Origin of the sequence: Nitriliruptor sp., assembly GCF_040882075.1 — a bacterium.
Classification (GTDB): Bacteria; Actinomycetota; Nitriliruptoria; order Nitriliruptorales; family Nitriliruptoraceae; genus Nitriliruptor.
Genome location: NZ_JBBEBZ010000202.1, coordinates 16,445 through 38,479, shown reverse-complemented (window position 1 = coordinate 38,479; position 22,035 = coordinate 16,445). Strand labels below are relative to the sequence as shown.

Below are 22,035 nucleotides of genomic sequence, written 5' to 3'. Positions count from 1 at the left end.
TCGGTGGTCGGTCTTCGCGTCCGTGCGTCACGTGGCGGTGGGTCGCCACGGGCGACGTCCGGTCAGCCGAGGGCGGTGGTCTCCTCGAGGGCTTGGCGCAGCGCCTCCATGTCCTGAACGACCGCCTCGATGTCGGAGCCGATCGTGCCGGCCAGCCCGACGTCGCCGCGGTCGGCCGACAGGCCGAGCTCGACGGCGCGTGCCACCGATTCGTCCAGCCTGGCGTCCAGCAGCTGCAGCTGTTCGCCGACGTCGCGTCGGGTCCGTGCGAGCCGTTCGGTCGCGTCGAGCTGGGCCTGGAGAGCGGCCCGGGTCTGCTGGGCGGTCGCGTCCTCGCGCCCGGTGAGGTCGTCGAGCCGGTCACGCACCCGGCGCGGGTCCTCGAGGCTCATCGCGGCTCGGTCCAGCGCGAGACCCCGGTTGGCGATGTGCCAGCACTGCTCGACGCCGTCGCGGACGCGTTCACCGATCGCGAGCAGCCGGACACGGACCGGACCCTCCTGCACACCCGACAGCGCCCGGTCGTACCGGGAGGCCGCGTCCTGGGCTTCGCGCACGTAGTCACGCCACGGAGGCGGCAGGGAGCGCGCGTCGAAGCTCGGGCGCTTCGCACCGCGTTCGACGGCGGTGCCGACGACCAGCCCCCACGCGGCGACACCCGCGGCCGCCGCCAGCACCAGCGGGGCACCCGCCGCCACGACGACCGCCGACCCCGCACCCGCGGCCACGATCGCGGCGGGGCTCATCATCCGCTGGGACACGCGGCGGGTGAGGATGCGGTCGCGGAGGCCCATCAGAAGTTGCTCACGACGGCCTCGAAGACCCGGTCGATCGAGCGTGCGTCCGTCGCGTCGTACGCGGCGGCGTCCGTCGCCTCGGCGATGCGCCGCAGCGTGGTCATGTCGGCGTCGTCGCCGTACCCGATCGGGAACACCCGGACCTCACGGGAGGTCGCACCCTCGGCGCCTCGTTCCAACCGGCGCAGCGCGTCCTCGAGCCCGACCTCGCTGTAGCCGTCGTCCTGGCCGTCGGAGAGGACCACCACCGCGTTGATCTTCGCGTCGTCGTACCCGTCGAGCAGCAGCTCGTAGCTGTCGGCCACCGCCGCGTAGAGGGGCGTGCCCTGGAGCGGCACGAGGCCCTCCAGCGCGGTGCGGAGCTCGTCGCGGACCTCGCCCATCGGCGCGACCCCGACGAGGTCGACCCAGTCCCCGGTCCCGTTCGCACCGAGCCCCGAGGTGAAGATGCGCAGGCCCACTTCGTCGTCGTCGCGGAACTGGTCGAGTGCGGTGACGGCGGCCTGCTTGGCGAGGTCCAGCTTCGTCGCGCGCCCACCCTCGGCGGTCGAGACCGGGTCGCCCATCGATCCGGACACGTCGACGGTCAGCATCACCCGTGCCGCCTTGCGCTGCGCGTCCCACTGGTCGAGGACCGCGGCGAGGACAGCCGGGTCCGGGGTCTGCAGCGTGGTCTGGGGCTGGTCCGGGTCGACGCCGAGGTCGAGGGTGATCGGCGCACCGATCGGGACGGCCGGGTTGCCGGGGCGGAACCCGAACTCGAGCACCCGCTCCTGGTTCCCCGGCTGCTGGACGTAGTCCTCGAAACGAGCGGCTGCGGCCCGTTGGTCGTCGCTGACCCAGTCGGCGTCGAGGACGATGAACGGGTTGTCGCTGAAGAGCGTGCCCTCCTTGGGGTAGATCGACACGAGGGGCACGCGCGGTTCCTCAGGGACCTCACCGGGCTGGAGGACGCCGTCGGGGTTGCCGCGGTTGTAGTTGACGACCGAGACCTCCTCGACCGCGACCGCCGACGCGTACGCGAGCGCTGAACCTCGCGCGTCGTTCCGGTAGAGGTTGTTCAGGAAGGTCAGCGTGGTGTCGCCGTAGTGGGTGACCGCCGATTCGATCCCGGCGGCGTAGGCGGCGACGTCCGGTTGCCGGACGTCCTCGACGGTCAACCCCGATGTCTTGCCCGTGGCCGCGTGGTACTGCGCGATGAGCGCCGACAGGCCGGAGGTCGAGAAGTGCGGGTTGGTCTTGCCGAGCTTGAACGGTCCGAACTCCGGCCGACCGAACGCCGCCCACCCGTCGGGGTCGGTGGCCAGATCGAGCACGTCCTCCCACCCGATCGGGGTCTCGGGGTACCCCAGGGCGTCCGCCATCGGCTCGGGCACGGCGATGACCAGCGGCGAGATCATGAACGGTCGGGAGTCGCCGACGATCGGCGGCTCGCCACGTTCCCCGAGCTCGTGGTTGACCAGCGCCCCCCACGACGAGGACGCGGGCGACCAGATGACCGGTCGCGGACCCTCGATGTCCTCGTCCCAGCCCTCGAACAGCAGCGAAGCCGCCAGCCCGGACGCCTTGGTCGCCGGGCGGACGAAGATGCAGCCTGCCTCGGTGGTGAACCCGTCCTGGCCGTCCGCCGATGCCGCGTTGAAGGTCCGGGCGAGATCGGTCAGCAGGTCGATCTTCTCGCTCGAGACGGCCATGTCGACCAGGGTGCAGTCCCCGGGGTCAGCGTCGACGGCGACCCCGTCGTCGTTCCCGCCGTCGTCCCCGCTGAGGTCCACCGCCACGCAGGCGGTCGCGATCAGCGCCGCCGCCACGGCGACGGCCAGCGCACGCCACCTGACAGGACGGGGGAGGGGAGCGGTGGGGTGCTGCACGGGCGCCTCCTTCGAGCAGCGCTTCTACATCATCGGACGGTCTCGGTGAAGGTCGTGCGCAGCGCCGTGAGCGCGCCGGCACCGGGCAGCGTCGCACCTGGAGCCTCCGTCGGCAGCTGTGATGTGTCCCCTGGTTCACCGGCGAGCGGGGGAGGGGTCACCTCGGAGGTGTGCCAGCCTGCCGCCCCGGCCGCCGCCCCGACCTCGCCGCGCAGCGACTCCGCGTCCGTGCCGCCGGTGGTGGCGACGACGAGGTCGAACGAGGTCGCCCCGCCGTCGGTCCCGACCACCGGGGGGTAGGCGGCGACCAGGCGCGGCCCCCACTGCGCCGATCCCTCGATCGCCCGCCGGGCGGCCGCCTCGGAGGTCAGGACGAGATCGAACGAGGACGGCCCGGTGAGCACGGCCGCTGCCAGCGGGGAACCGGCCGACGGGCGGAAGTCCGGGACCGACCTGCCGAACCGCGCGATGACGTCGAGGTAGCCGCCGTCGGCCAACGACCGTGTCCCGAAGCCGAGCGTGTCGAGCTCCGCGGCCGTGAACGCCCCGAGCGCCGCCAGGCCGAGCGACGATCGCGCCGGGTCCTCGAGACCGGGTTTGAACGCAGCCCAGGCGTCCGGGCCGCCGAGGTCGGACCACGACCGGCCGGCGGCCTCACCGAGGCAGGCCAGGCCGATCACACCGCCCTCGCAGGCGGCCGCGAGCACCTCACCACGATCGTCCCAGGTCACCAGCACCAGAGGCGAGGAGGCGATGGCCGTGTCCTCGGCAGCCGGATCGAACAGCGGTGCCAACCCGCGTCGGATCCGATCCTCGTCGACGATCGCCGGCCACGGCGCGATCGTGACCCAGGCTTCGGGAAGATCCTCACCGCTGGCCCCGTCGGGCAGGGCCACCAACCGGTCGACGGTGGTGCCGGCCGGTTCGCGACGCACATCCAGCTCGCCGTCGGCCGCGAGCGCGTCGCACACCTCGGCGAACGCCTCGTCGCAGAGGACGGACGCGGCAGCGGACGACCCACCACCGGGGAGCGTTGGGAGGGCGCCGTCCCCACCGGCGCGCAGGTCGCGGACGAGGAAGCCGAGCCCCACGAGCCCGACGGCGACCAGGACGGCGAGGAGCCGCTTCACGGGTGCGCGTCCGCTCCGTCGGCCGGGCGCCCTCCGAGCTCGGCGACCTCGTCGGCCGTCGGGACGTCCTCGGCACGGATCTGCGACAGGGCCGAGGCGTCGGGGGAGCGACCCTCCCGCACGCTGGCGGCGATGCGGGACGCCTGCCGGTCGATCGACGCCTCGACGAGGTTGCGGGCGAACCGGCCGTTGCCGAACCCGCGGTCCCGCTCGGCCTCATCGAACCGTGCGCACAGCGCGTTCCGAGCCCCGGCGGTGAGCCGGTACGCGCCTGCCTCGGCGAGCAGCTCGGCGATCTCGAGCAGCTCCTCGTCGGAGTAGTCGGGGAAGTGCAGCGTCCGCGGGAAGCGCGACGCCATGCCCGGGTTCGATGCGACGAGGTCGGCCATCTCCACCGGGTACCCCGTCAGGATGACCACGATGCGGTCGCGCCGGTCCTCGGCGAGCTTCACGACCGCGTCGATGGCCTCGCGACCGAAGTCCCGTTCCCCACCACGAGCCAGCGAGTAGGCCTCGTCGACCAGCAGCACCCCGCCGTCGGCTTCCTCGAAACGCTCCTTGACCCGAGTCGCGGTCTGGCCGACGTACCCGGCGACCAGGCCCTCGCGGTCGGTCTCGACCAGGTGCCCGCGCTCGACCAGGCCCATCGCGGCGTAGAGCCGGCCGAGCAGGCGCGCGACCGTCGTCTTGCCGGTCCCGGGGTTGCCGGTGAACACCAGGTGGCGGGACACGTCCGGCACCTTGAGACCCGCGTCGGTCCGGAGGTTGTCGACCAGCAGACGGTCGGCGACCCGCCGCACCTCGGCCTTCACCGGTTCGAGCCCGATGAGCTCGTCGAGCTCGGCCAGCAGCTCCTCGACGTCCTCCTCGGTCGGCCGGTCCTCGGCGCCCGTCGGCTCCTTCTCGGCCTGCACCGCGTCGGACGCGGGGGCGGGGTCGCCGGGAACGCGGCCCGGTCGCGCGCCCGCGGCGTCGATCGTGGACAGCATCGTGGTCCGCAGCACGTCGAGCAGCGCCAGGGCGCTGGCGGTCGGGTAGACGTCGAGCGCGACGACCGCGTGCGCGAGCTCCATGACGGCGAGGTAGTAGCGCCAGGCATCGAGGTGCGCCCGACCGGCGAGCAGGCGAGAGAGGACCGCATCGGGCGCGACGAGGCTGAGGTCCGGACGTGCCACCTCGGCGGGGGCGACGGGACCCACGATGGCGCGGAGGGCCTCGACGCCCTCGGGTGAGATCGACCCGCTGACGCCGAGCAGCCACGATGCGACCAGCGCGGCTTCGTCGCGTACCTCGGTCTCGGTGACCTCGGCGGCGCCACCCGCGGCGAGCGCCGCTGCGGTCATCGACCCCACGGGAGCGTCGAGGGGCCCCGCGGACGCGGAGGGCTCGTCGGGTGCGCCCTGGTCGCTGTCGCTCACCCTGCGCTCCGTGCGTCGCCCGGTAGCACCGACGCCACCGTCCCCGAACACCTCACTCTAGAGGCGGAGCCGGATCGGGCGAGCCATCCGTCGGATCCGCCCGCCTGGTGGAGCGACGCTAGCATCGCTAACGTTAGCATCGCTAGCAGATCGAGGAACGGAGGGGAGCGGTGCCACACGCGGACGACAACCCGTACGTGCCGGGCTTCGGCATCGTGCCACCGGCGCTGACCGGACGCGAACCGGAGTTCGCCGACCTGGCCACGGCGTTGCGGCGTGCCCGCCGGGGCTCGTACGAGCGACCTCGGTTGCTCACCGGTGACCGTGGGATGGGCAAGACGGCCGTCCTCGGCGAACTGCACGCGGCCACCCGTGCCGACGGCTGCTGGGTGATCGACCTCGAGGCATCGGTGAGCGGCGACACGATCGCGGTGCTGCTGCGGGAGCTGACCCGCCACCTGCGGGGCGCGCGACGGGACGCCCGGGTCGGGGCGGCGGTGAACGCGGCGCTGGCGACCATCGCGTCGGTGACCCTGGCCCACACCGGCCTGTCGGTGGAGGTCGAGCTGGCCCCACGACCTGGGGTGGCCGACTCGGGCGACATCGCAGCTGACCTCGGCGACGCGCTCATCGCCGCCGGACAGGCTGCGCTGGAGTCCGGTACCGCGATCGTCGTGACCGTCGACGAGGTCCAGGCGATGCCCGCAGCGCAGGTCTCGGCGCTGTTCGGTGCGCTCCAACGGCTCGCCAAGCACGACGTCGACCCGACCCTCGGGACCCGGCTGCCGGTCATCTGCGTCGTCGCGGGGCTGCCGAGCAGCCGCGCCGCCCTCCGCGCTGGCGCCGGGACCTACGCCGAGCGGGTCCGCGAGCACGTGCTCGACCTCCTCGACGACGCCGCGGTCACCGAGGCGCTGCGGACGCCGGCCGAGGACCAGGGGGTCGCGTGGAGCGGCGATGCCATCACCGCGGCGCTCGCCGGTGCCGCCGGTTACCCGTTCGCGTTGCAGCTCGTCGGGTACGAGACCTGGGCGGCCGCCGCGCTCCGGGGCGAGGACGCCGACCTCATCACCGAGGCGGACGCAGCGAAGGGCGTCGCCGCGGCTCGCCGCGAGCTCGATCGGCTGCACGCATCTCGGCTCGACGAGGTGCCCGACACCGAACGTCGCTACCTGCAAGCCGTCGCGCGGCTCGACGGGACCCAGCGTCGCTCGGCGGTCATCGCCGCCGAGCTCGGCGGCACCGCACAGGAGTGGGCGTGGGCCCGTGCCCGGTTGATCGAACGCGGGCTGCTCCGCCCGGACGGCCACGGGCGCGTCGCGTTCACCTTGCCCGGGCTGGCCGAGCACCTGCGCGCCGTCGAGGGCACCTGACCGGGGAGGAGTGGAGGTTAGTTTACGTAATGTCACTTATGGGGGAACAAGCTAGCGACGAGAGCGGGGCCGTCCGTCACAGCTCGCGCAGCGGATGGGGCGTCCACGGTGGCCACCGCGGTGGGTAGTCCGCGGTGCCGTACCGGTAGGACGCCACCTCGAGCGGTCCCTGGTCGATCGCGTTGTTCCAGAAGACCGCCCGGTGGCAGCTGGGTGCTGCGTCGACCACGAACAGCCACAGGCGCTGGTAGCGGCTCGTGAGCTTGTCGGCTGGGACGTCGTGTCCACCGGCAGCGACTCTCGAAGCCACACGGTGAGCGGACAGGTGCAGTGGGATCATCACCACGTGTAGGACGACGTCGTAGCCGGCCGCGTTCGCCGCCGCGACCAGTTCCACCTTGGAGGCGTGGGAGGACACGGTCTCGGTGCAGAAGTCGAGCCGAGCGTCGATGAGCGCTCGGCGGGCTCGTACAGCGATCCTGGCAGCTCGGTCGGCGTTGGCCAGCTCGTCCCCCGGGAACCGGTCACGGGCGATGAGGTCGGCGTTGACGAACGGCAGGCCGGGCCGGGCTGGGCGAATCACACGCTGGTACAGCGTGGTCTTGCCGGCACCGTTGGGTCCAGCGATGAGGTCGAGACGACTCACAGGGGCCGTCGGCTGCCGTCCGGTGCGATCTCTGTCAGGGTGCCCTCGTCATCGACCGACACGGTGGTCTGTCCATCGGCTCGCGCAGAGGCTCCGAACGACTGCGCTGCAGCCAGTTCGGCGATCCGCGCATCCACGAGGGCGTGGGCGGCGACCCGCTCATCACGACCGAGGCTGGAGAACTGGTCCTGCCCCGAGACGACAGCCAGGAGCCGACGGTTGCCGACGGAACCGGAGCGGTCCACCAGCATCCCGATACGAGCCCAGTGGTTGACCTGCTCGGCGACGGAGCGGTTCTCCGCTGAGGCGACCGCGGTCGCGGTCGCGGCGATGTCACTCGCCACGCGGGTCGGTGTCGAAGGTGCCTTCGCCACGATGGTTCCTGTCGCAGTCTGCTACGATCGTACCATCTCGCGACACGCAGCGAGGAGAGTGGTCAGGGGCGGACCTCTGCGAGCAGCTCATCGAGCGATGAGCCGGTCAGCTCCCCGATCACCCGGCCGACGAGGCGCCCGTCGGTATCGAACGCCACGGTGTACGGCAGCACCCGACCGCCGACCTCGGCCAGCACGTCCGCGTCCGGGTCGTGCAGCGTCGGGATCGTGATGCCGTACTCACGCACCATCCGCTCGCCGAGGGCGCGCTGCTCGTAGGTGTGCACGCCGAGGAAGGCCACGTCGGGCTCCGCGTCCGCGGTGTCGAGCAGCAGCGGCAGCTCGCGCTTGCACGGCTCGCAGAAGCTCGCGAAGAAGTTCACGACGACGGGCCGGGCGTCGGTCTCGCGTCGCAACCAGCCAGCCGCCTGCGGCCAGGTGGCCGCGTCGAGCACGGGTGCTCGTGGCGGCGGATCGCCCGCGACCTCGACGGCACCGAGGTCCAGCCCGTCGGTGACCGCGACGCGGGATGCCTGGGGGGTCGGATCGGCGGCACCCGGACCGACGACGGTCGTCCCGCCACCTCCCCCGTCACCGCAGCCGACAGCCAGGCTGACGGTCGCAACGACCAGCAGACGCACGAGCGTGCGTCTCACGGGCGTCCCTCCTGATCCGGACCCGAGCGGTAGCGCGCCGCCGATGCCGATCGGACCTGATCCGGATCCACGCGCCCGAGCGGCCACGTGGCCGGCGCGAGGTGTGCGGCGATGCCGAGCGCGATGCTGACCCACCCGACCCGCACCGAGGGCCCGGTCACGAGGTCACCGAGGACCTCGACGGTCGTGGCAGCCACCACGACGAGCACCCCGAGGTTCAGCAGCACGGTGCGCGATCGTGCGAACCGCTCCGTGCGGTGCAGGATCACGTCGCGGCTGGCGAAGTCGCGACCGCGCAGCTGCGGTGCGAGGTGGAGCAGCACCGCGAGGATGAGCTGGGCGAGCACGCCGACGAACAGCACGACCCCGACGATGTCGAACATGCGCCGCTGGACGGTCGCGACCGCGACGACGTCGAGGCCGACACCGGCGATGAACCACACCCCCACAGCGATGATCGGCCAACGGAGCGGCGATCGGTCCGACGAGGCGGCGGCGCCGATCAGCGCGGTGACGACCACCACCACGGCCCAGCCGTAGACCATCAGCGCGAGCACCGTCGCGACCCGGGCGACCCGGGCGACATCCCCGGCCGCTCCCCCAGCGACCACCAGCCCCACCACCACGACAGCGAGGGCGACCGCGGCGGCTCGCAGCGCCGTCGATGCCCGACCGTCGGCGCCGGGGCGCATCCGAGCCCGCAGGAGCGCCGGGCCGAACACCACCACGGTCGCCAGCACGGTCAGCCCGGACCAGCCGAGGACGTTGAGGTGGAGGTGGGCGTCCCGGACACCAGCGAACCAACTCCCCTCGACGGCGCCGATCCCGACGGTGGTGCCCGCGACCGCCCCCGCGAGGAAGGCCAGGTGGGCGTCCTCGTAGCGACGGACGATCCAGACGAAACGCGGGGCACGGGCCGCGTGTCGGGCACGCCGTAGCGCCGCGAGGTTGGTGCCGATCACGCCGAGCAGGCCGAGGGTCCCGAGCCCGAGCAGCGCCCGGCCGTGCGTCAGTCGACCGGCCAGCAACGCGATCACCGACGCGTCGAGCACCACGGCCGCGACGATCGCCCGCCGGACATCGGTCGGCGCACCCTGCCCGGTGAAGCTCGTGGCGAAGTGTCGCGTGAAGGCGGCGATCAGGGTCGTCAGCACGCCGAGGGTGAACAGGTGGACCACGACCCACCTGCCCCCTGGCAGCCACCGGGCGGCGAGCAGCCAGCCGAGCGCGAGCAGGCCGAAACCGATGGCGGAGACGACGGCTGGGACGGTGGCCGCGAAGGGCGAGCCGCCGAGGCTCACGGCGCGGTGGCCGGTGAGCTTCTCGTCGGGCATCCGGCCCCCATCTGCGCTCCGCGCGCGGCTGCGCCACGCCGGCGGTCCGAACCGCCGGTACCGTCGAACGGGACGCAACCCTCCACGTTAGGCGTCGACGATCATGCACGCGACCAGCCTGGGGCCGACCGACCGGCTACGCCACCGCGCCCTGGCGAACCGGTCTCGAACCGCGCTCCTGGCCGTGTTGCGGGAGCAGCCGGCGGGCAGCGGTGCGCACGCGCTCGCCACCCGGCTCGGGTTGCACGTCAACACCGTCCGGGCCCACCTCGCCCTCCTCGAGGAGGCAGGGCTGGTCGCATCGGCCCCCGAGCACCGCGGGGTCCGGGGCCGGCCGCGCATCGTCTACCGCGCCGTCGAGTCGTCGGGCGTTGACGTCCCCGACGACGGCTACCAGCTCCTCGCCTCCGTGCTCGCGGGAGGTCTCGCGAGGGGTGCCGGGGACCCGGCTGCCGATGCCGAACGGATCGGTCAACGGTGGGGCCGGCAGGTCGCGAACGACGGTGGCGAAGGGTCCGACCAGCACCCGACGCGGGAGGCGACCATCGCGCGCGCCACGGCGCTCCTCGAGAGGTTCGGGTTCGCCCCCGCGGCAGCACCGGACGATCCGGGTGTCATCTCGCTGCGCCGGTGTCCGTACCTCGAGGTCGCCGCGGAGCACCCGGATGTCGTGTGCCGCCTCCACCTCGGTGCCCTGCGCGGTGCGTTGGAGACGGCCGGACACACCACCGAGCTGTCCCTGATGCCGTTCGTCACGCCGACCACCTGCGAGGTCCGGATCACCTGACCGGCCGCGGGTCGTGATCGGGTTCAGGTGGTCGTGACCGCCTCGATCCGAGCTCGATCCGCCGGCCCGCTGTCGTCGATCACAGCCGGACGGGTGCCACGGTGTCGCGCCCGCCGGATGACGATCGCGACGACGATCGCCTGCGCGACGCCGAGCGCGATCGCGAGCCGGACGACCGCTTGCGGCCACACCGTCGGGAAGTGGGACGCGTTCAGCATCGGGAGGTGGACGATCCCCTGGTGGTAGAGGAGCGCACCCGACGCGATCGCCAGCGCCAGCGCCCGCCCGTGATCGACCCGCAGCGCCCACAGGGCTGCCCCGAAGCCGGTGCCGAGGAACAGCATCGTGTGGAGCAGCCCGGACAGCTCGTCGAGGGGGTTGCTCGGCCAGGCCACCAGGTCGTCGATCAGGTGGATCCCGTTGAAGGTCGCGACGAGGAGGACGACCAGCGCCGCGGGACGGAGGACGTCGACCGGATCGCGGCGGCGCAGACCGAGCACCCCGGGCGCCACCAGGAGCGCCGCGGCGACGAGCCACGGCCAGGCACTCGGTGGATCGTCCCAGGCCATCTCCCCCGCGAGGACCGCGGTGCGATCACCGTGGACCAGAGGGATCGACCAGGTCTGGAAGACGCCGGCGTCGTCGCCCGCCCGCCCGATGGCGCCCACGAGGTTGACGCGCATCATGGCCCGCGCGATGGGGCCTGCCTCGACGAAGCGCGGCGGCGCCGGTGACATCCAGTGGACGCGGTGGTCGTGCCACAGCGCCCGTGGCTCGTCGTCGATGGCGATCCACTCCGGCTCCGCGGCGGGATCGACGTTCCGTGGCATCGCGACGTCCCGGCGCGAGCTCAGGCGGCGCTCGAGACGCTCGTCGTTGAGGTAGGTGGTCGGGGACCGCCGGTTGCGCTCGGTCCCGTCCGGGCCGAGGCGTAGGTAGGGCTCACCCTCGTAGCCCTCCACCACCAGCACCTCGTCGCCGGTGTTGACGACCTCGATGAGCAGGCCCCCGGTGTGGACCGTCCAGCTGACGCCCGGCAGGTGGGGATCGTCGGTGATCCGGCTGTCGAGGTTGGTCGTCTCCTGGGTGCGGGTGTGTGCCGCCGCACCGGTGGCGGACAGAAGGAGCAGGCCGAAGACGGCGATCAGCAGCGTCGCCACCGCCCGCAGCGGGACGACCGAGCGGCTCACCCGAGGAACGCGGACGCGGCGACCAGGAACGAGAACGCCCCGAGGAAGGCGTTCGAGCCGTGGAAGAGCCGCCACGCCGGCTTCGGCGTGGGATCACGCACGAGAGCGATCGCGCGGGCCAGGAACCAGGCGCCGAGGACGATGGTCGCTATCGCCAGCGGCCAGCCACCGATGCCGAGCAGCGGCAGCAGCAGCGCCGTGGCGACGGTGAGGGCCGCGTAGACCGCACCGTGGCGGGCGGCGACGGCGGGTCCACGCACCACCGGCAGCATCGGCACGTCCGCGCGGGCGTAGTCCTGACCGGTGCCGACCGCGAGCGCCCAGAAGTGGGTCGGGGTCCAGAGCGTGACGAGGGCGAACAGCACCCAGGCCGGGGCGGCGAGCTCGCCCGTGACCGCGGCCCAGCCGATCAGCGGCGGTGCCGCGCCCGCGGCCCCACCGATGACGATGTTCTGCACGCTCCGACGCTTCAGCCAGACCGTGTAGATCCCCACGTACCACAGCCACGCGGCCACGGTGAGCGCCGCCGCGAGCCAGCCGGTGACGACCAGCAGCAGCGCGGTGCCGCCGACCAACAGCACCGCAGCGAAGACGAGCGCACCCGCTGGCTGGATGCGTCCGGAGGGCAGCGGGCGGTGGGCCGTGCGCTCCATCGCCGCGTCGATGTCGCGGTCGAAGACCATGTTCGTGGCGTGCGCCGATCCCGACACCGCCGCTCCCCCGACCAGGGTCGCCAGGACCAGGCCGAGACCGGGCCACCCGCCCGCTGCGACGAGCATCGCCGGGATGGTCGTGACCAGGAGCAGCTCGACCACCCGCGGCTTGGTGAGGCTCGCGTGGTCGGCCACCACCTGCCACCCCCGGGTCTCCGGGAGGGTGCGGATGGCGGTGATGGCCGTCACGTCAGCCGACCGGCCAGAGCCGGGCCAGACCGAGGTGCGAGACCACGTACATGACGACGAAGAACAGCAGGAAGAACAGCACGATCGCGTAGGTGCCCGGCGCCTCGAAGTCGTGCCAGCGCTTGGCCAGCCCCTTCAGACGGCCGGACGGCTCCATGACCGCCGTGGTTCCGGCGCTCGCGCGCTCCCCCGCGGGCACGCCGGCAGCAACCCGCTCGCGCTCGGGGGTCCCGAACGCGTAGACCAGGCCGGCGTCGGGACGGTCGGTCTTCTCGCCGCGGAGCAGCGTGGCGACCATGACCCAGACGAACATGGCCCCGCCGATGACGGCGAGCACGGCGCCGACGGACACCAGGCCCATCATCATCGGGAACGGTCCGGTGCTGAACTGGTCCACACCGACCTGCGCGTTCTCGTAGCTGAGGTCGGCCACCCGGCGCGGGGCCCCGAGGCGGCCGGCGACCATCATCGCCAGCGTCAACAGCAGCACGCCCCCGGAGAAGACGTAGGGCTGCCACTTGGCCACGCGCACGTTGCGTAGGCGTCGCTGGCTCAGGAGCGGCACGAGGTAGTAGCTGAGGCCCATGAAGGCCATCGTGGTGCCGGACACGACCGTCGAGTGGAAGTGGCCGACCGTGAAGAGGGTGTTGTGGATGATCATGTTCAGCTGCATGTAGCCCATCAGGACGCCGGAGACGCCGGCGATGAAGCCGAAGAAGACCACCGACATGACCAGCGACGAGAACCCGGGTTCACCCCACGGTCCCTTCTTCAGCCACTGGAACAGCCCCTTGCGGTAGCCGCGGCCACGCTGCGCCGTCTCGATGGAGGCCGGGATCGAGAACGCGTGGATGAGGCTGGCGAACATCGCCAGGTAGAGCATGTAGCTGGTGTTCATGATGCGGTGGTTCATGCCCGTCCCCGGGTCCACCATCAGGTGGTGGACGGCGCCGAGGTGGATGAACGCGATGTAGAGCAGGAACGCGAACCGGCTGAGCCCCTCGTTGACCGGGCGGCCGCCGAGCGTCAGGCCGATCAGCGCGTACCAGACCGCGACCATGGCGGCGAGGTTGACCTGCTGCGCGCCGTGACCGATGCCCCAGAAGAACAGCCGGTAGGTGGCCGGGTCGACGGTCTCGAGCAGGCCGACCGAGTGCAGGAACAGCATCCCGTAGGCGATCGCGCCGGTCAGCAGCGAGTAGACGCCGATGATCGCCGCAGCCGCCAGGCCGTAGACGACCAGGGGCAGCGACCCGGTGAAGGTGCCGTCCCGCTTGGCCATCACGATGTTGGCGAAGAACAGCACGATGGCGACCAGCACGCCGACCGCGAACAGCAGCACCCCGAGGTAGTAGGCCGAGTGGGCTTCCAGCGGCGGGTAGGCGGTGAACATCACCGTCGCACGACCGGTGAGCATCGCCCACTGCGCCATCGCGATGCCGGTGAGCATCATCGCGAAGTTCGCCCACGCGACCTTCGGCGCGCGCATGCGGGAGTTGAGCAGCATGGTCGAGCCCCAGTACAGGGCGCCGACCTCGAACAGCAGCAGCCAGAACAGCAGCATGGTCGCGCCGTGCGCGGCCAGCAGGCGGTACCACCAGTCGTCGCTCAGCGGCAGGATCTGGCGCTGCAGGGCGATGAGGATCGCGAGCACGCCACCGAAGGACAGCATCACGACACCGGCGACAGCGTTGGCCAGCGCGAGCTGTTGCCCGTTGCGGTCGATCGTGAAGCCCGTGACGTTGCAGACGCGGGACGGTGGTGCGGTCTTCTCGAGGGTCGCAGACACGTGTGCGGCTCCTGGGTCAGTCGACGACGATCAGACCGGTCATCACGTGGTGACCGAGCCCGCAGAACTCGTTACAGACGATCGGGAACTCCCCTACCTCGGTCGGGGTGATCTCGATCACGTACAGGTAGCCGGGCAGGACCTGGAAGTTGAGGTTCACCGGCTGGAGCGACAGGCCGTGCTGGACGTCGGTCGAGGACACGAGCAGGCGGTAGGTCTCGCCCCGCTCGAGCTGGAGGACCGGCCGGAAGGCGAACTGGCTGGCCTGCAGGTAGACGTCGGAGCCGGGCGGTGGGGCGACCACGGTGGCGCCGTCGCGTTCCTCGACCTCGTGCTCAGCGACGAAGGCCTGGACCTCCTGCTGGAAGTCGATCGGGTCGATCCGGTAGGACTCGACCGGCGCCTGCTGGTTGCCAACCACGAGCCAGACGTACATCCCGGTGAACAGGATCAGGCACCAGATCCCCGCCAGGATGAGCCAGCGGCGTTCGTCCGGTCCGAGGCGGTTCAGCCACCGACGGCGCGGCGGGTACAGGGTGCTCAGTTCGCGACCCTGCTCATCGTGCGTGGGGCGGGTGTCGATCTCGTTCACGTCGCGCTCCTAGCGTCCGCCCCACGTGGGCAACTCGATGAGCTCCCACAGGCCCCACGCGAGGTACATCAACGCCGGGACCACGATGCTGATGGCGAGCAGCAACCACAGGTTGTCGAGCATCCGCTGGGGCCACGGCAGCGGTTCGTCCCTGCCCTCGTCCACGGCCACGTCGTCCTCCACTCGCTGTCCTCTCTCCGGTCGCCGACGACACCCTAGACAAACGTCACAAAGGTGGTGGGAACATGGACCCGAAGCCGCGTGGCCTTCGCCCCTGACCACCCGTGTTCCTACACTCGATGCTGTGAGAACTCCCACCGACCCGACCCGCGGGTCCCAGATCTCTCGACGAGGACGCTCCCGATGCGCGCAACCCGTACAACCCTGACCCTGCTCGCTGCCACGCTGGCCCTCGCCGGCTGTGGTGGCGCTGACGACGGCGGCGATGACGCGGCCGACGGCGCCGCCGAGGCCGGCGGCACGCTCTCGATCGAAGCCGGCGACCTCTACTTCGACCCCGAGGAGGTCTCGGCATCGGCCGGCACCGTCGAGTTCGAGCTCAACAACGTCGGCGCGGTCGAGCACGACTTCGTCATCGAGGAGGCCGGCGACGAGAACGTCGTCCACACCGAAGCGGGTGAGACCGCCACCGGCTCGATCGACCTCGAGGCGGGCACCTACACCTACTACTGCTCGGTCCCCGGCCACCGCAGCGCCATGGAGGGCACGCTCACGGTCAGCTGAACGCGACCGCTCTCCCGCCGACCCGGCCCGTGAACCTGCGGGCCGGGTCGCGCTCGTCAGGACCTCAGGACCGCCACGAGCACGACCCCGTGGACGACGGTGACCAGCGTCAGGATCAACCCTGCCACGGCGAGGCCGAACCGGGCTTCCCAGTAGCGGCGTGCCAACGCGCCCAGCAGGACCACCAAGGCGCCCGAGAACACGGTGCGGAGGGTCAGTTCCCAGCCCTCGCCGAAGGTCCCCACCACCCGGTCGACGAGCGGGTTGCCCTCGATCGCGACCGACCGTGTGACCCACACGTAGGTCGCGATCGAGTCGAACAGCGTCATCGCCACCATCGTGGTCGTCAGCGCGCGGACCCGTCGCCGTGGCACGAGCGCATCGGTCACCAGGTAGCTCGCCGTGGCGACCGCCAGGAGCACCCGGTAGGCACCGGGCGAGCCACGCTGGAGCCGGTCACGTCCCGCGAGGATGCGCGCGTCCCACCGTCGCGCCCACCGGTCGAGGAGGGACACGTCAGGTCATGCGCTGGTAGCGGCGGCTCGACAGCGGCACGGTGACGAGCATCATCCCGATGCACCAGACGAGCACGAGGGCCAGCGGCTCCGCGACCGGTCCCCCGACCGACAGACCGCGGGCGGCGTCGGCGGCGGCGGTGACGGGGCTCCGGGCCGCGAACGCCTGCAGCCACGTCGGCATCGTCTCGATGGGCACGAAGACCGACGATGCGAACACCAGCGGGAAGATGGTCACGAACCCCGCCGATTGCGCCGTCTCGGCGCCGGGGGCGTGCAGGGCGACCAGCACGAACACCCAGCTCAGGGCGAAGCCGAACAGCGCGACCACGGCGATGGCGCCGAGCGCGGCGAGCGGTCCCTCGCTGAAGCGGAAACCGATGGCGTAGCCGACGGCGATCATCAGCAGCAGCACGGCGACGTTCCGCGCGAGGTCGGCGCCGGTGCGGCCCGCGAGGACCGCGACGCGTGCCATCGGCAGGGATCGGAAGCGGTCGATCACGCCCCGTTCGAGGTCCTCGGCGAGCCCGACCGCGGTCTGGGTGGTCCGGAACGCGGCGGACTGGACGAAGATGCCGGGCACGAGGAAGTCGATGTAGCTGAGCCCCTCGGGGAGGGCGGTCGTGGCCACACCGCCGAAGACGTAGGCGAAGAGCACCACGAACATGACCGGCTGCACCGTCGAGAACACCAGCAGCCGCGGTTGGCGCAGGAAGTGGCGCAGGTTGCGCTTGGTCACCGTCCAGGTGTCGCGCAGCGCCCACCACAGCTCGGGGTGCTCGGGTCGAGCGGTCGCGTCGAGCGACGGGTCGCGGGCGTCCGGCAGCATCGAGGCGGTCACGCAGCGTCCTCCGTCTCGGCCGTCTCAGCTCCGCCCGTTGCACCGTCGGGTCCGCTCCCCGGGGCTGGGCGACCGGTCAGCTCGAGGAAGACATCGTCGAGGGTCGGACGCGCCAGTGCGGCCTCCCGGACCGCCACGCCCGCCTCGACGAGGCGCTGCGCGACGTCGGCGAGGACGACGAGGGGGTCGGCGTCACCGACGTGGACTCGGACCCGGTCGCTGCCGAGCACCTCGGAGCCGGCGACGGCATCGAGCGCCGCGCCGGTCTGCCCCGGGTCTTCGAGCCGCACCTCGACGACCTGGCCACCGATGTCGTCCTTGAGCTGGTCGCCGGTCCCCTCGGCGATGATCCGCCCGTGATCGATGACGGCGATCCGATCGGCGAGCTGGTCGGCCTCCTCGAGGTACTGGGTCGTGAGCAGCAAGGTCGTGCCCTCCGCGACGAGCTCGCGGGTGACCTGCCAGATGTCGTTGCGGCTGCGGGGGTCGAGACCGGTCGTCGGCTCGTCGAGGAAGAGCAGCCGAGGCCGTACGAGCAGGGACGAGGCGAGGTCGAGCCGGCGGCGCATCCCGCCGCTGTAGCCCCCGGCACGGCGGTCGGCAGCGTCGAGCAGATCGAAGCGTTCGAGCAGCTCGTCCGCGCGACGCCGGGCGTCGCGGGTGCTGAGGTGGAACAGCTCGCCGAACATGCGCAGGTTCTCGCGCCCGGTGAGCAGCCCGTCGATCGCGGCGTCCTGCCCGGTGAGGCCGATCTCGCGGCGGACGCTGGCCGGGTCGCTGGCCACGTCGTGGCCGAGGACCGTCGCCCGGCCGTCGGTGGGTGGCAGGAGCGTGGCCAGGATCCGGACGAGGGTGGTCTTGCCGGCTCCGTTGGGGCCGAGCAGGCCGAGCACCTCACCCTCGGCGACCTCGAGGTCGACCCCCGCGAGCGCGACGGTGTCCCCGAAGCTGCGGGTGAGCGACTCGGTGACAACGGCGGGCACGGTGGACCTCACGGGCGGGACGGGCGCGGTCGGCGGTGTCCGCCGGTCAGGGGTACTCGAGCAGCAGGAGCACGCGGGTGTCGTCCTCGAGCGCGTCGTAGCGGTGGGTGACGTCGCCCGGGAAGGTGGCGAGGTCCCCCGCTCCGAGCTCGACCGGATCGTCGGCGGGTCCGACGCGCAGCCGGCCGGCGACGACCAGGACGTGCTCGACGGTACCGCTGGAGTGCCCCTCGGCCGCCCGGGAGGGCCCGGCCGCGAGGTCGAGGACGTACAGTTCGGTGCGCGATCCGCGGGCGGTGGTCGCCACGAGGTGGGCGACCATCCCGGCGCCCTCCGATTCCACACGGGGCCCCTCCCCCGCTCGCACGACCCGGACCGCAGGACCCGGCGGATCGAGCAGCTCCCCGAAGGGGACGTCGAGGGCCCTGGCGAGGGCCCAGATGGTCTCGATCGAGGGGTTGGCGTCACCGGTCTCGATGGCGTGCAGGGTCGATTTCCCGATCCCGGCTGCCGTGGCGAGCTCGGCCAGGCTGCGCCCGTCCTGCTGGCGGTGCTCCCGCACGCTGGTGGCGACCTGAGCGCGGAGCGCCGCGGTCCCATCGGCATCAGCCGACGGGGTCCCGGGGTCGCTCATCGGTCCCACGTGTCGCACCTCCCTGGTCCGGCTCGGCGCTCCGTGCGTCCAGCGTACCGACCGTTACGTCCGCTCGACAGGACGTGACGGGTCGTCCACCATGCCGGACGATGTCACCAGCGAACCGGACGACCGTCGACGCGCCGCCCAGCCGGGGGGTGACCTCGTCGTGGGCGGAGGCGACGACGGTGGCGTTGGCCGTCGGCGCCTACGGGCTCTCCTACGGGGTCCTGGCGACCGCCGCGGGACTGTCCCCGCTCCTCGCCACGCTCTCGAGCCTCCTGGTCCTGGCCGGCGGGTCCCAGTTCGCGTTCGTCGCGGTGCTCGCGGCCGGTGGTGCGCCGATGACCGGTGCCGTCGGCGGCTTGCTGCTGAACGTGCGCTACGCGGCGTTCGGGCTCGCCATCGCCCAAGCGCTCCCCCGCGGGCCGCTCCCCCGGCGGATGCTCGACGCCTACCTCGTCGTCGACGAGTCCGTCGCCCTGGCGCTCGGTGCCGCTGGTCGTGGCGCGGATCGCCGCGAGGTCAGCGCCCGGTTCCGGCTCGTCGGAGCCGCCGTGACGATCTCGTGGATCGGCCTGACCGCCGTCGGTGCCTACGGCGGCCAGCTGCTCGGGGACCCCGAGGTGCTCGGTCTCGACGCGGCCTTCCCGGCGGGCTTCCTGGCCCTGCTCGCTCCGTGGCTGCGCAGCCCCGCCGGTCGCCGGGCGGCCGTTGCTGGTGCGCTGCTGGCGGTCGCGCTCACGCCGGTCACACCGCCCGGTGTGCCCCTGCTGGCGGCAGCGCTCGGTGCGGTCGCCGGCTACCGCGCGCCCTCCTCTCGACCGACGCACGGGGAGCTGCCGTGAACGCCACCACCGTCGCCCTGCTCGTCCTCGCCGGGGGGACCTACGCCATGAAGGCCGTCGGCCCGGTGCTCGCCGCGGGCCGACAGCTGCCCCCGGTCCTCGCCCGCGCGGCGGACCTGCTGCCGGCGGCTCTGCTCGCCGCGCTGGTCGCCACCCAGACCGTCGGGGCCGGGACGACCATCACGCTCGACGCGAGGGCCATCGGCGTCGGTGTCGCTGCGCTGGCGGTCTGGCGGGGCCTGCCCTTCGGCGTGGTCGTCGTCCTCGGCGCGGGCGTGACGGCTCTCGCGCGCCTCGCTGGTGTCGCCTGACGACCGGGGCGGTCAGCGTTCGTGCTGCCAACGGTCGGCGAGCGCGTCCGCGTACTCGTTCCACCGGTAGCCCACGTGCGCACGGATCCACTGCAGCTCGAGCTCGGGCCGGGCCCGCACCGCCTCGTACAGCGGCCGGACGAGGTCGACGTTCTCGACCGGGCCGGTCTTGCGCTTCCAGCCGCGACGTTCCCACCCCTGCGCCCACTCGGTGATGGTCCGCACGGCGAGGTTGGAGTCCGTGAAGACCGTGCAGGGCGTGCCCGCGGGCACCAGCTCGATCCCCCGCAGGAGCGCTGTGAGCTCCATGCGGTTGTTGGTGGTCGAGGTGTCGTGACCGTGGGTCTCGTCGACGATGTCACCGTCGACGACGTAGACCGCACCCCAGCCGCCGGGACCCGGGTTCGGCACGCAGCCACCGTCGGTGAACAGCCCCGTCGCCGGGCCGCTGGCTGGCAGCGCGAGCGCCTGGTCGGTGGTCAGCTGGGCGGGGCTGCTCGCCCGCTTCCTGCCGCCACCTCGCGGCCCGCTGGACCCACCCTTCGCCGCGCGGTAGCACGGCGGGCAGGTCCGAGGCTTCCACCCGGGGTAGCGCTCGAGGAGCTCGGCGCGAGGGGTGAACGACGCGCCACACTCGGCGCAGGTGACGTCGGTCACGTCCCGGTCAGTTGAAGCGACGCTCGGAGCCGAGCAGCTGCGGGCCGAACACGTCTTTGGTGTAGACGCGTGGCTGACCGCGGTCGAGGAGGAACTCGGCGGGGTCGGCATCGAGGTCGAAGCCCACGATCAGCTCGCAGATGTCGCAGCGGTACTTGCCGAGGCCCTCGAAGGCGCCGACGAGGTGCTGGGTGCCGTCGCAACGGGTGCAGCCGCGGCGCTCCTCGAGACGAGCGTCGACGAGGGCGGTGGCGGCGGGAGCGGTGGTGTCATCCATGGCACGAGCGTACCGGTCGTGTGCCTGGCACCGTGGACTTCCGACGCCTCCTTGCGCCGGTGCGCTTCAGGTCAGCGCGGGCACCTCGTGCGCGTGCAAGGCGCTCGGTCAGGTCGGATCGGTCGTCACGATCGCGACTGCTCCGTCGTCGGTGCGTACGAGCTCGATCCGGCGTCCGCCAGGCCCGGACCGCAGACCGCGGAGGCCGCGCCGGAACGCCGCCAGATCGGTGTCCAGCCCGTGGAGGACCAGCTCGTAGGGGCGGTCGTCGGATGCCGCGAGGTGGCGGCGGACGGCATCGGCCCGGGCGGGGAGGACGGCCTCGACGACCCGTCTCCGGTACCACGGTGACGGACCGGGGTCGTCCGGGGCGGTCAGCAGCGCCCGCCGGTCGGCGATCCGGTGAGCGCCGACCTCGGCACCGATGTCGTCGTGGAGGCGTGCGCGGACCGCCGCGGGCGCGACCTCGAGCAGGACGCTGCCGATGGGTCCTGACCGGAGCCGCTCCCCCCGGGCGCCACCGGTCCGCGTCGCGGTGGGCCGGTCGACCGAGGCGTCGCGGTCGAGCACCGTGGCCGTCGCACGGACGCCCGACTGGCGGAGCGCACCGGTCCAGACCACCGCCTCGACGAGCTGCCAGCCGACCTGCACGAACTCGAGCTCCGCGTCGGCGGGCAGGTCCGGGTCGGCGAGGTCGACGCCCGGGCCGAGGACGACCGCGACACCGGGGCCCTCGCGGACGGAGGCGAGGTGATCGAGCAGAGCTGGCACGGACGGGCGGTGCTCCGACAGGCGCCGCACCCGGCGGCCGTCGACGCGGCGCCCCGGGTCCGCGTGCACGGGCCCCGTCGCAGGGGGTGGGTGGACCAGGGCGTCAGCCACGACCGTGTCGACCGTGAGCCCGCGTGCGACGGCGTTGTGGCGCAGCAGGATCAGGCGACCCTCGTCCGCGTCGATGGCGGTCACCGACGCGCCGGCGGCCGCCAACGCGAGCGAGTCACCCCCACACCCGGCCGCCCGGTCCTCCAGGTGCGGCGCGTCGGCCAGCCGGCGAGCGCGCCACCGGCTGACCGCCGGGTCGCTGGCTTGCTCCAGGCCGGCGCGGGTGAACACGAGCCGATCGGCGTCCGGCCACCGGTCCCGCGCACGTCGACGGGTGACCGCAGCGCCGACGAGGGCCGCGGCGCGATGCGGGTCGATGCCGGAGGTCCGCAACCGGCTGCCCACCGCCAGGGTGTCCGCGCCACCGTCGAGGTCCGCGGTGACGCTGGCGAGGTGCGCGAGCCCCGTCTCGGACACGAGCCAAGCCGCGACCGGGGGGTCGATGTCGTGAGCATCCACCGGGCGGCCAAGGGGGGTCGGCATC

The 22,035-nt window shown here is 72.6% G+C and carries 25 protein-coding genes; 5 read left to right on the top strand and 20 right to left on the bottom strand.

Annotation, left to right across the window (positions count from 1 at the left end; all coding sequences use genetic code 11):
- Window positions 1–62: 62 nt before the first annotated feature.
- The 4 genes from WEB03_RS14375 to WEB03_RS14360 are packed head-to-tail and all read right to left on the bottom strand — an operon-like array spanning window position 63 to window position 5,216.
- Complete coding sequence (locus tag WEB03_RS14375) at window positions 63–794, bottom strand: hypothetical protein (RefSeq protein ID WP_368071607.1); 732 nt, start codon at window positions 792–794, stop codon at window positions 63–65.
- Entirely contained in the window at window positions 794–2,668 is a 1,875-nt protein-coding gene (locus WEB03_RS14370) for a substrate-binding domain-containing protein (RefSeq protein ID WP_368071606.1), read from the bottom strand. Before WEB03_RS14370 ends, WEB03_RS14375 begins: the two co-directional genes overlap by 1 nt.
- Window positions 2,669–2,697: 29 nt before the next feature.
- Window positions 2,698–3,798: a hypothetical protein gene (locus WEB03_RS14365; protein WP_368071605.1), complete on the bottom strand. Its 1,101-nt coding sequence runs from the start codon at window positions 3,796–3,798 to the stop codon at window positions 2,698–2,700.
- Window positions 3,795–5,216, bottom strand: coding sequence for an AAA family ATPase (locus WEB03_RS14360; RefSeq protein ID WP_368071604.1), 1,422 nt, complete (start codon window positions 5,214–5,216; stop codon window positions 3,795–3,797). The genes WEB03_RS14365 and WEB03_RS14360 overlap by 4 nt, the downstream gene beginning before the upstream one ends.
- A 170-nt stretch (window positions 5,217–5,386) precedes the next feature.
- Here WEB03_RS14360 and WEB03_RS14355 point away from each other — a divergent pair, with 170 nt between their 5' ends.
- Window positions 5,387–6,589, top strand: coding sequence for an ATP-binding protein (locus WEB03_RS14355; protein ID WP_368071603.1), 1,203 nt, complete (start codon window positions 5,387–5,389; stop codon window positions 6,587–6,589).
- Window positions 6,590–6,665: 76 nt separating this feature from the next.
- On the opposite strand, the gene WEB03_RS14350 is transcribed toward WEB03_RS14355, so the two are convergent.
- The 4 genes from WEB03_RS14350 to WEB03_RS14335 all read right to left on the bottom strand — a co-directional run bounded on the left by WEB03_RS14350 (window position 6,666) and on the right by WEB03_RS14335 (window position 9,599).
- On the bottom strand, window positions 6,666–7,235 hold the full coding sequence (locus tag WEB03_RS14350; RefSeq protein WP_368071602.1) for an AAA family ATPase: 570 nt from the start codon (window positions 7,233–7,235) through the stop codon (window positions 6,666–6,668).
- A complete protein-coding gene (locus tag WEB03_RS14345; protein ID WP_368071601.1) occupies window positions 7,232–7,609 on the bottom strand; it encodes a hypothetical protein in 378 nt (125 codons plus the stop codon). Before WEB03_RS14345 ends, WEB03_RS14350 begins: the two co-directional genes overlap by 4 nt.
- Before the next feature lie 62 nt (window positions 7,610–7,671).
- Window positions 7,672–8,265, bottom strand: coding sequence for a TlpA family protein disulfide reductase (locus WEB03_RS14340; RefSeq protein WP_368071600.1), 594 nt, complete (start codon window positions 8,263–8,265; stop codon window positions 7,672–7,674).
- On the bottom strand, window positions 8,262–9,599 hold the full coding sequence (locus WEB03_RS14335; protein WP_368071599.1) for a hypothetical protein: 1,338 nt from the start codon (window positions 9,597–9,599) through the stop codon (window positions 8,262–8,264). Before WEB03_RS14335 ends, WEB03_RS14340 begins: the two co-directional genes overlap by 4 nt.
- 103 nt (window positions 9,600–9,702) lie before the next feature.
- Between WEB03_RS14335 and WEB03_RS14330 the strand changes: the two genes are divergently transcribed.
- Window positions 9,703–10,386 (top strand): helix-turn-helix transcriptional regulator, encoded by a 684-nt coding sequence (locus WEB03_RS14330; RefSeq protein WP_368071598.1) that lies wholly within the window; start codon window positions 9,703–9,705, stop codon window positions 10,384–10,386.
- A 23-nt stretch (window positions 10,387–10,409) separates the two neighbouring features.
- Here WEB03_RS14330 and WEB03_RS14325 read toward each other — a convergent pair whose 3' ends face one another.
- From WEB03_RS14325 to WEB03_RS14305, 5 genes are read right to left on the bottom strand one after another with little or no spacing between them, the layout of a single operon-like run.
- Complete coding sequence (locus WEB03_RS14325; RefSeq protein WP_368071597.1) at window positions 10,410–11,576, bottom strand: hypothetical protein; 1,167 nt, start codon at window positions 11,574–11,576, stop codon at window positions 10,410–10,412.
- Complete coding sequence (locus WEB03_RS14320; protein WP_368071596.1) at window positions 11,573–12,478, bottom strand: heme o synthase; 906 nt, start codon at window positions 12,476–12,478, stop codon at window positions 11,573–11,575. The genes WEB03_RS14325 and WEB03_RS14320 overlap by 4 nt, the downstream gene beginning before the upstream one ends.
- A 1-nt stretch (window position 12,479) precedes the next feature.
- Entirely contained in the window at window positions 12,480–14,267 is a 1,788-nt protein-coding gene (locus tag WEB03_RS14315; protein WP_368071595.1) for a cbb3-type cytochrome c oxidase subunit I, read from the bottom strand.
- Window positions 14,268–14,283: 16 nt separating this feature from the next.
- Window positions 14,284–14,859, bottom strand: coding sequence for a cytochrome C oxidase subunit II (locus WEB03_RS14310; RefSeq protein WP_368071594.1), 576 nt, complete (start codon window positions 14,857–14,859; stop codon window positions 14,284–14,286).
- A 9-nt stretch (window positions 14,860–14,868) separates the two neighbouring features.
- On the bottom strand, window positions 14,869–15,042 hold the full coding sequence (locus WEB03_RS14305; RefSeq protein ID WP_368071593.1) for a hypothetical protein: 174 nt from the start codon (window positions 15,040–15,042) through the stop codon (window positions 14,869–14,871).
- A gap of 180 nt (window positions 15,043–15,222) precedes the next feature.
- Between WEB03_RS14305 and WEB03_RS14300 the strand changes: the two genes are divergently transcribed.
- Window positions 15,223–15,603, top strand: a complete 381-nt coding sequence (locus WEB03_RS14300; protein WP_368071592.1) for a plastocyanin/azurin family copper-binding protein — start codon at window positions 15,223–15,225, stop codon at window positions 15,601–15,603.
- Window positions 15,604–15,659: 56 nt separating this feature from the next.
- Here WEB03_RS14300 and WEB03_RS14295 read toward each other — a convergent pair whose 3' ends face one another.
- The 4 genes from WEB03_RS14295 to WEB03_RS14280 are packed head-to-tail and all read right to left on the bottom strand — an operon-like array spanning window position 15,660 to window position 18,576.
- The gene (locus WEB03_RS14295; RefSeq protein ID WP_368071591.1) at window positions 15,660–16,118 is read right to left on the bottom strand and encodes a DUF5658 family protein; all 459 of its coding nucleotides are present in this window, start codon (window positions 16,116–16,118) and stop codon (window positions 15,660–15,662) included.
- 1 nt (window position 16,119) lies between these two features.
- Window positions 16,120–16,959 carry an ABC transporter permease gene (locus WEB03_RS14290; protein ID WP_368071590.1) on the bottom strand — a complete coding sequence of 280 codons (840 nt, stop codon included), beginning with the start codon at window positions 16,957–16,959 and terminating at the stop codon, window positions 16,120–16,122.
- On the bottom strand, window positions 16,956–17,942 hold the full coding sequence (locus WEB03_RS14285; RefSeq protein WP_368071589.1) for an ATP-binding cassette domain-containing protein: 987 nt from the start codon (window positions 17,940–17,942) through the stop codon (window positions 16,956–16,958). The genes WEB03_RS14290 and WEB03_RS14285 overlap by 4 nt, the downstream gene beginning before the upstream one ends.
- Before the next feature lie 46 nt (window positions 17,943–17,988).
- The gene (locus WEB03_RS14280; RefSeq protein WP_368071588.1) at window positions 17,989–18,576 is read right to left on the bottom strand and encodes a helix-turn-helix domain-containing protein; all 588 of its coding nucleotides are present in this window, start codon (window positions 18,574–18,576) and stop codon (window positions 17,989–17,991) included.
- Window positions 18,577–18,764: 188 nt separating this feature from the next.
- Between WEB03_RS14280 and WEB03_RS14275 the strand changes: the two genes are divergently transcribed.
- Together WEB03_RS14275 and WEB03_RS14270 are read left to right on the top strand one after the other, a co-directional pair.
- Window positions 18,765–19,424, top strand: a complete 660-nt coding sequence (locus WEB03_RS14275; RefSeq protein ID WP_368071587.1) for an AzlC family ABC transporter permease — start codon at window positions 18,765–18,767, stop codon at window positions 19,422–19,424.
- Window positions 19,421–19,735: an AzlD domain-containing protein gene (locus WEB03_RS14270; RefSeq protein WP_368071586.1), complete on the top strand. Its 315-nt coding sequence runs from the start codon at window positions 19,421–19,423 to the stop codon at window positions 19,733–19,735. Before WEB03_RS14275 ends, WEB03_RS14270 begins: the two co-directional genes overlap by 4 nt.
- Window positions 19,736–19,747: 12 nt before the next feature.
- Here WEB03_RS14270 and WEB03_RS14265 read toward each other — a convergent pair whose 3' ends face one another.
- The 3 genes from WEB03_RS14265 to WEB03_RS14255 all read right to left on the bottom strand — a co-directional run bounded on the left by WEB03_RS14265 (window position 19,748) and on the right by WEB03_RS14255 (window position 21,968).
- Window positions 19,748–20,392, bottom strand: a complete 645-nt coding sequence (locus WEB03_RS14265) for a ribonuclease H (protein WP_368071585.1) — start codon at window positions 20,390–20,392, stop codon at window positions 19,748–19,750.
- A 7-nt stretch (window positions 20,393–20,399) separates the two neighbouring features.
- A complete protein-coding gene (locus WEB03_RS14260; protein ID WP_368071584.1) occupies window positions 20,400–20,669 on the bottom strand; it encodes a hypothetical protein in 270 nt (89 codons plus the stop codon).
- 108 nt (window positions 20,670–20,777) lie between these two features.
- Window positions 20,778–21,968: a hypothetical protein gene (locus WEB03_RS14255; RefSeq protein ID WP_368071583.1), complete on the bottom strand. Its 1,191-nt coding sequence runs from the start codon at window positions 21,966–21,968 to the stop codon at window positions 20,778–20,780.
- Window positions 21,969–22,035: the final 67 nt, after the last annotated feature.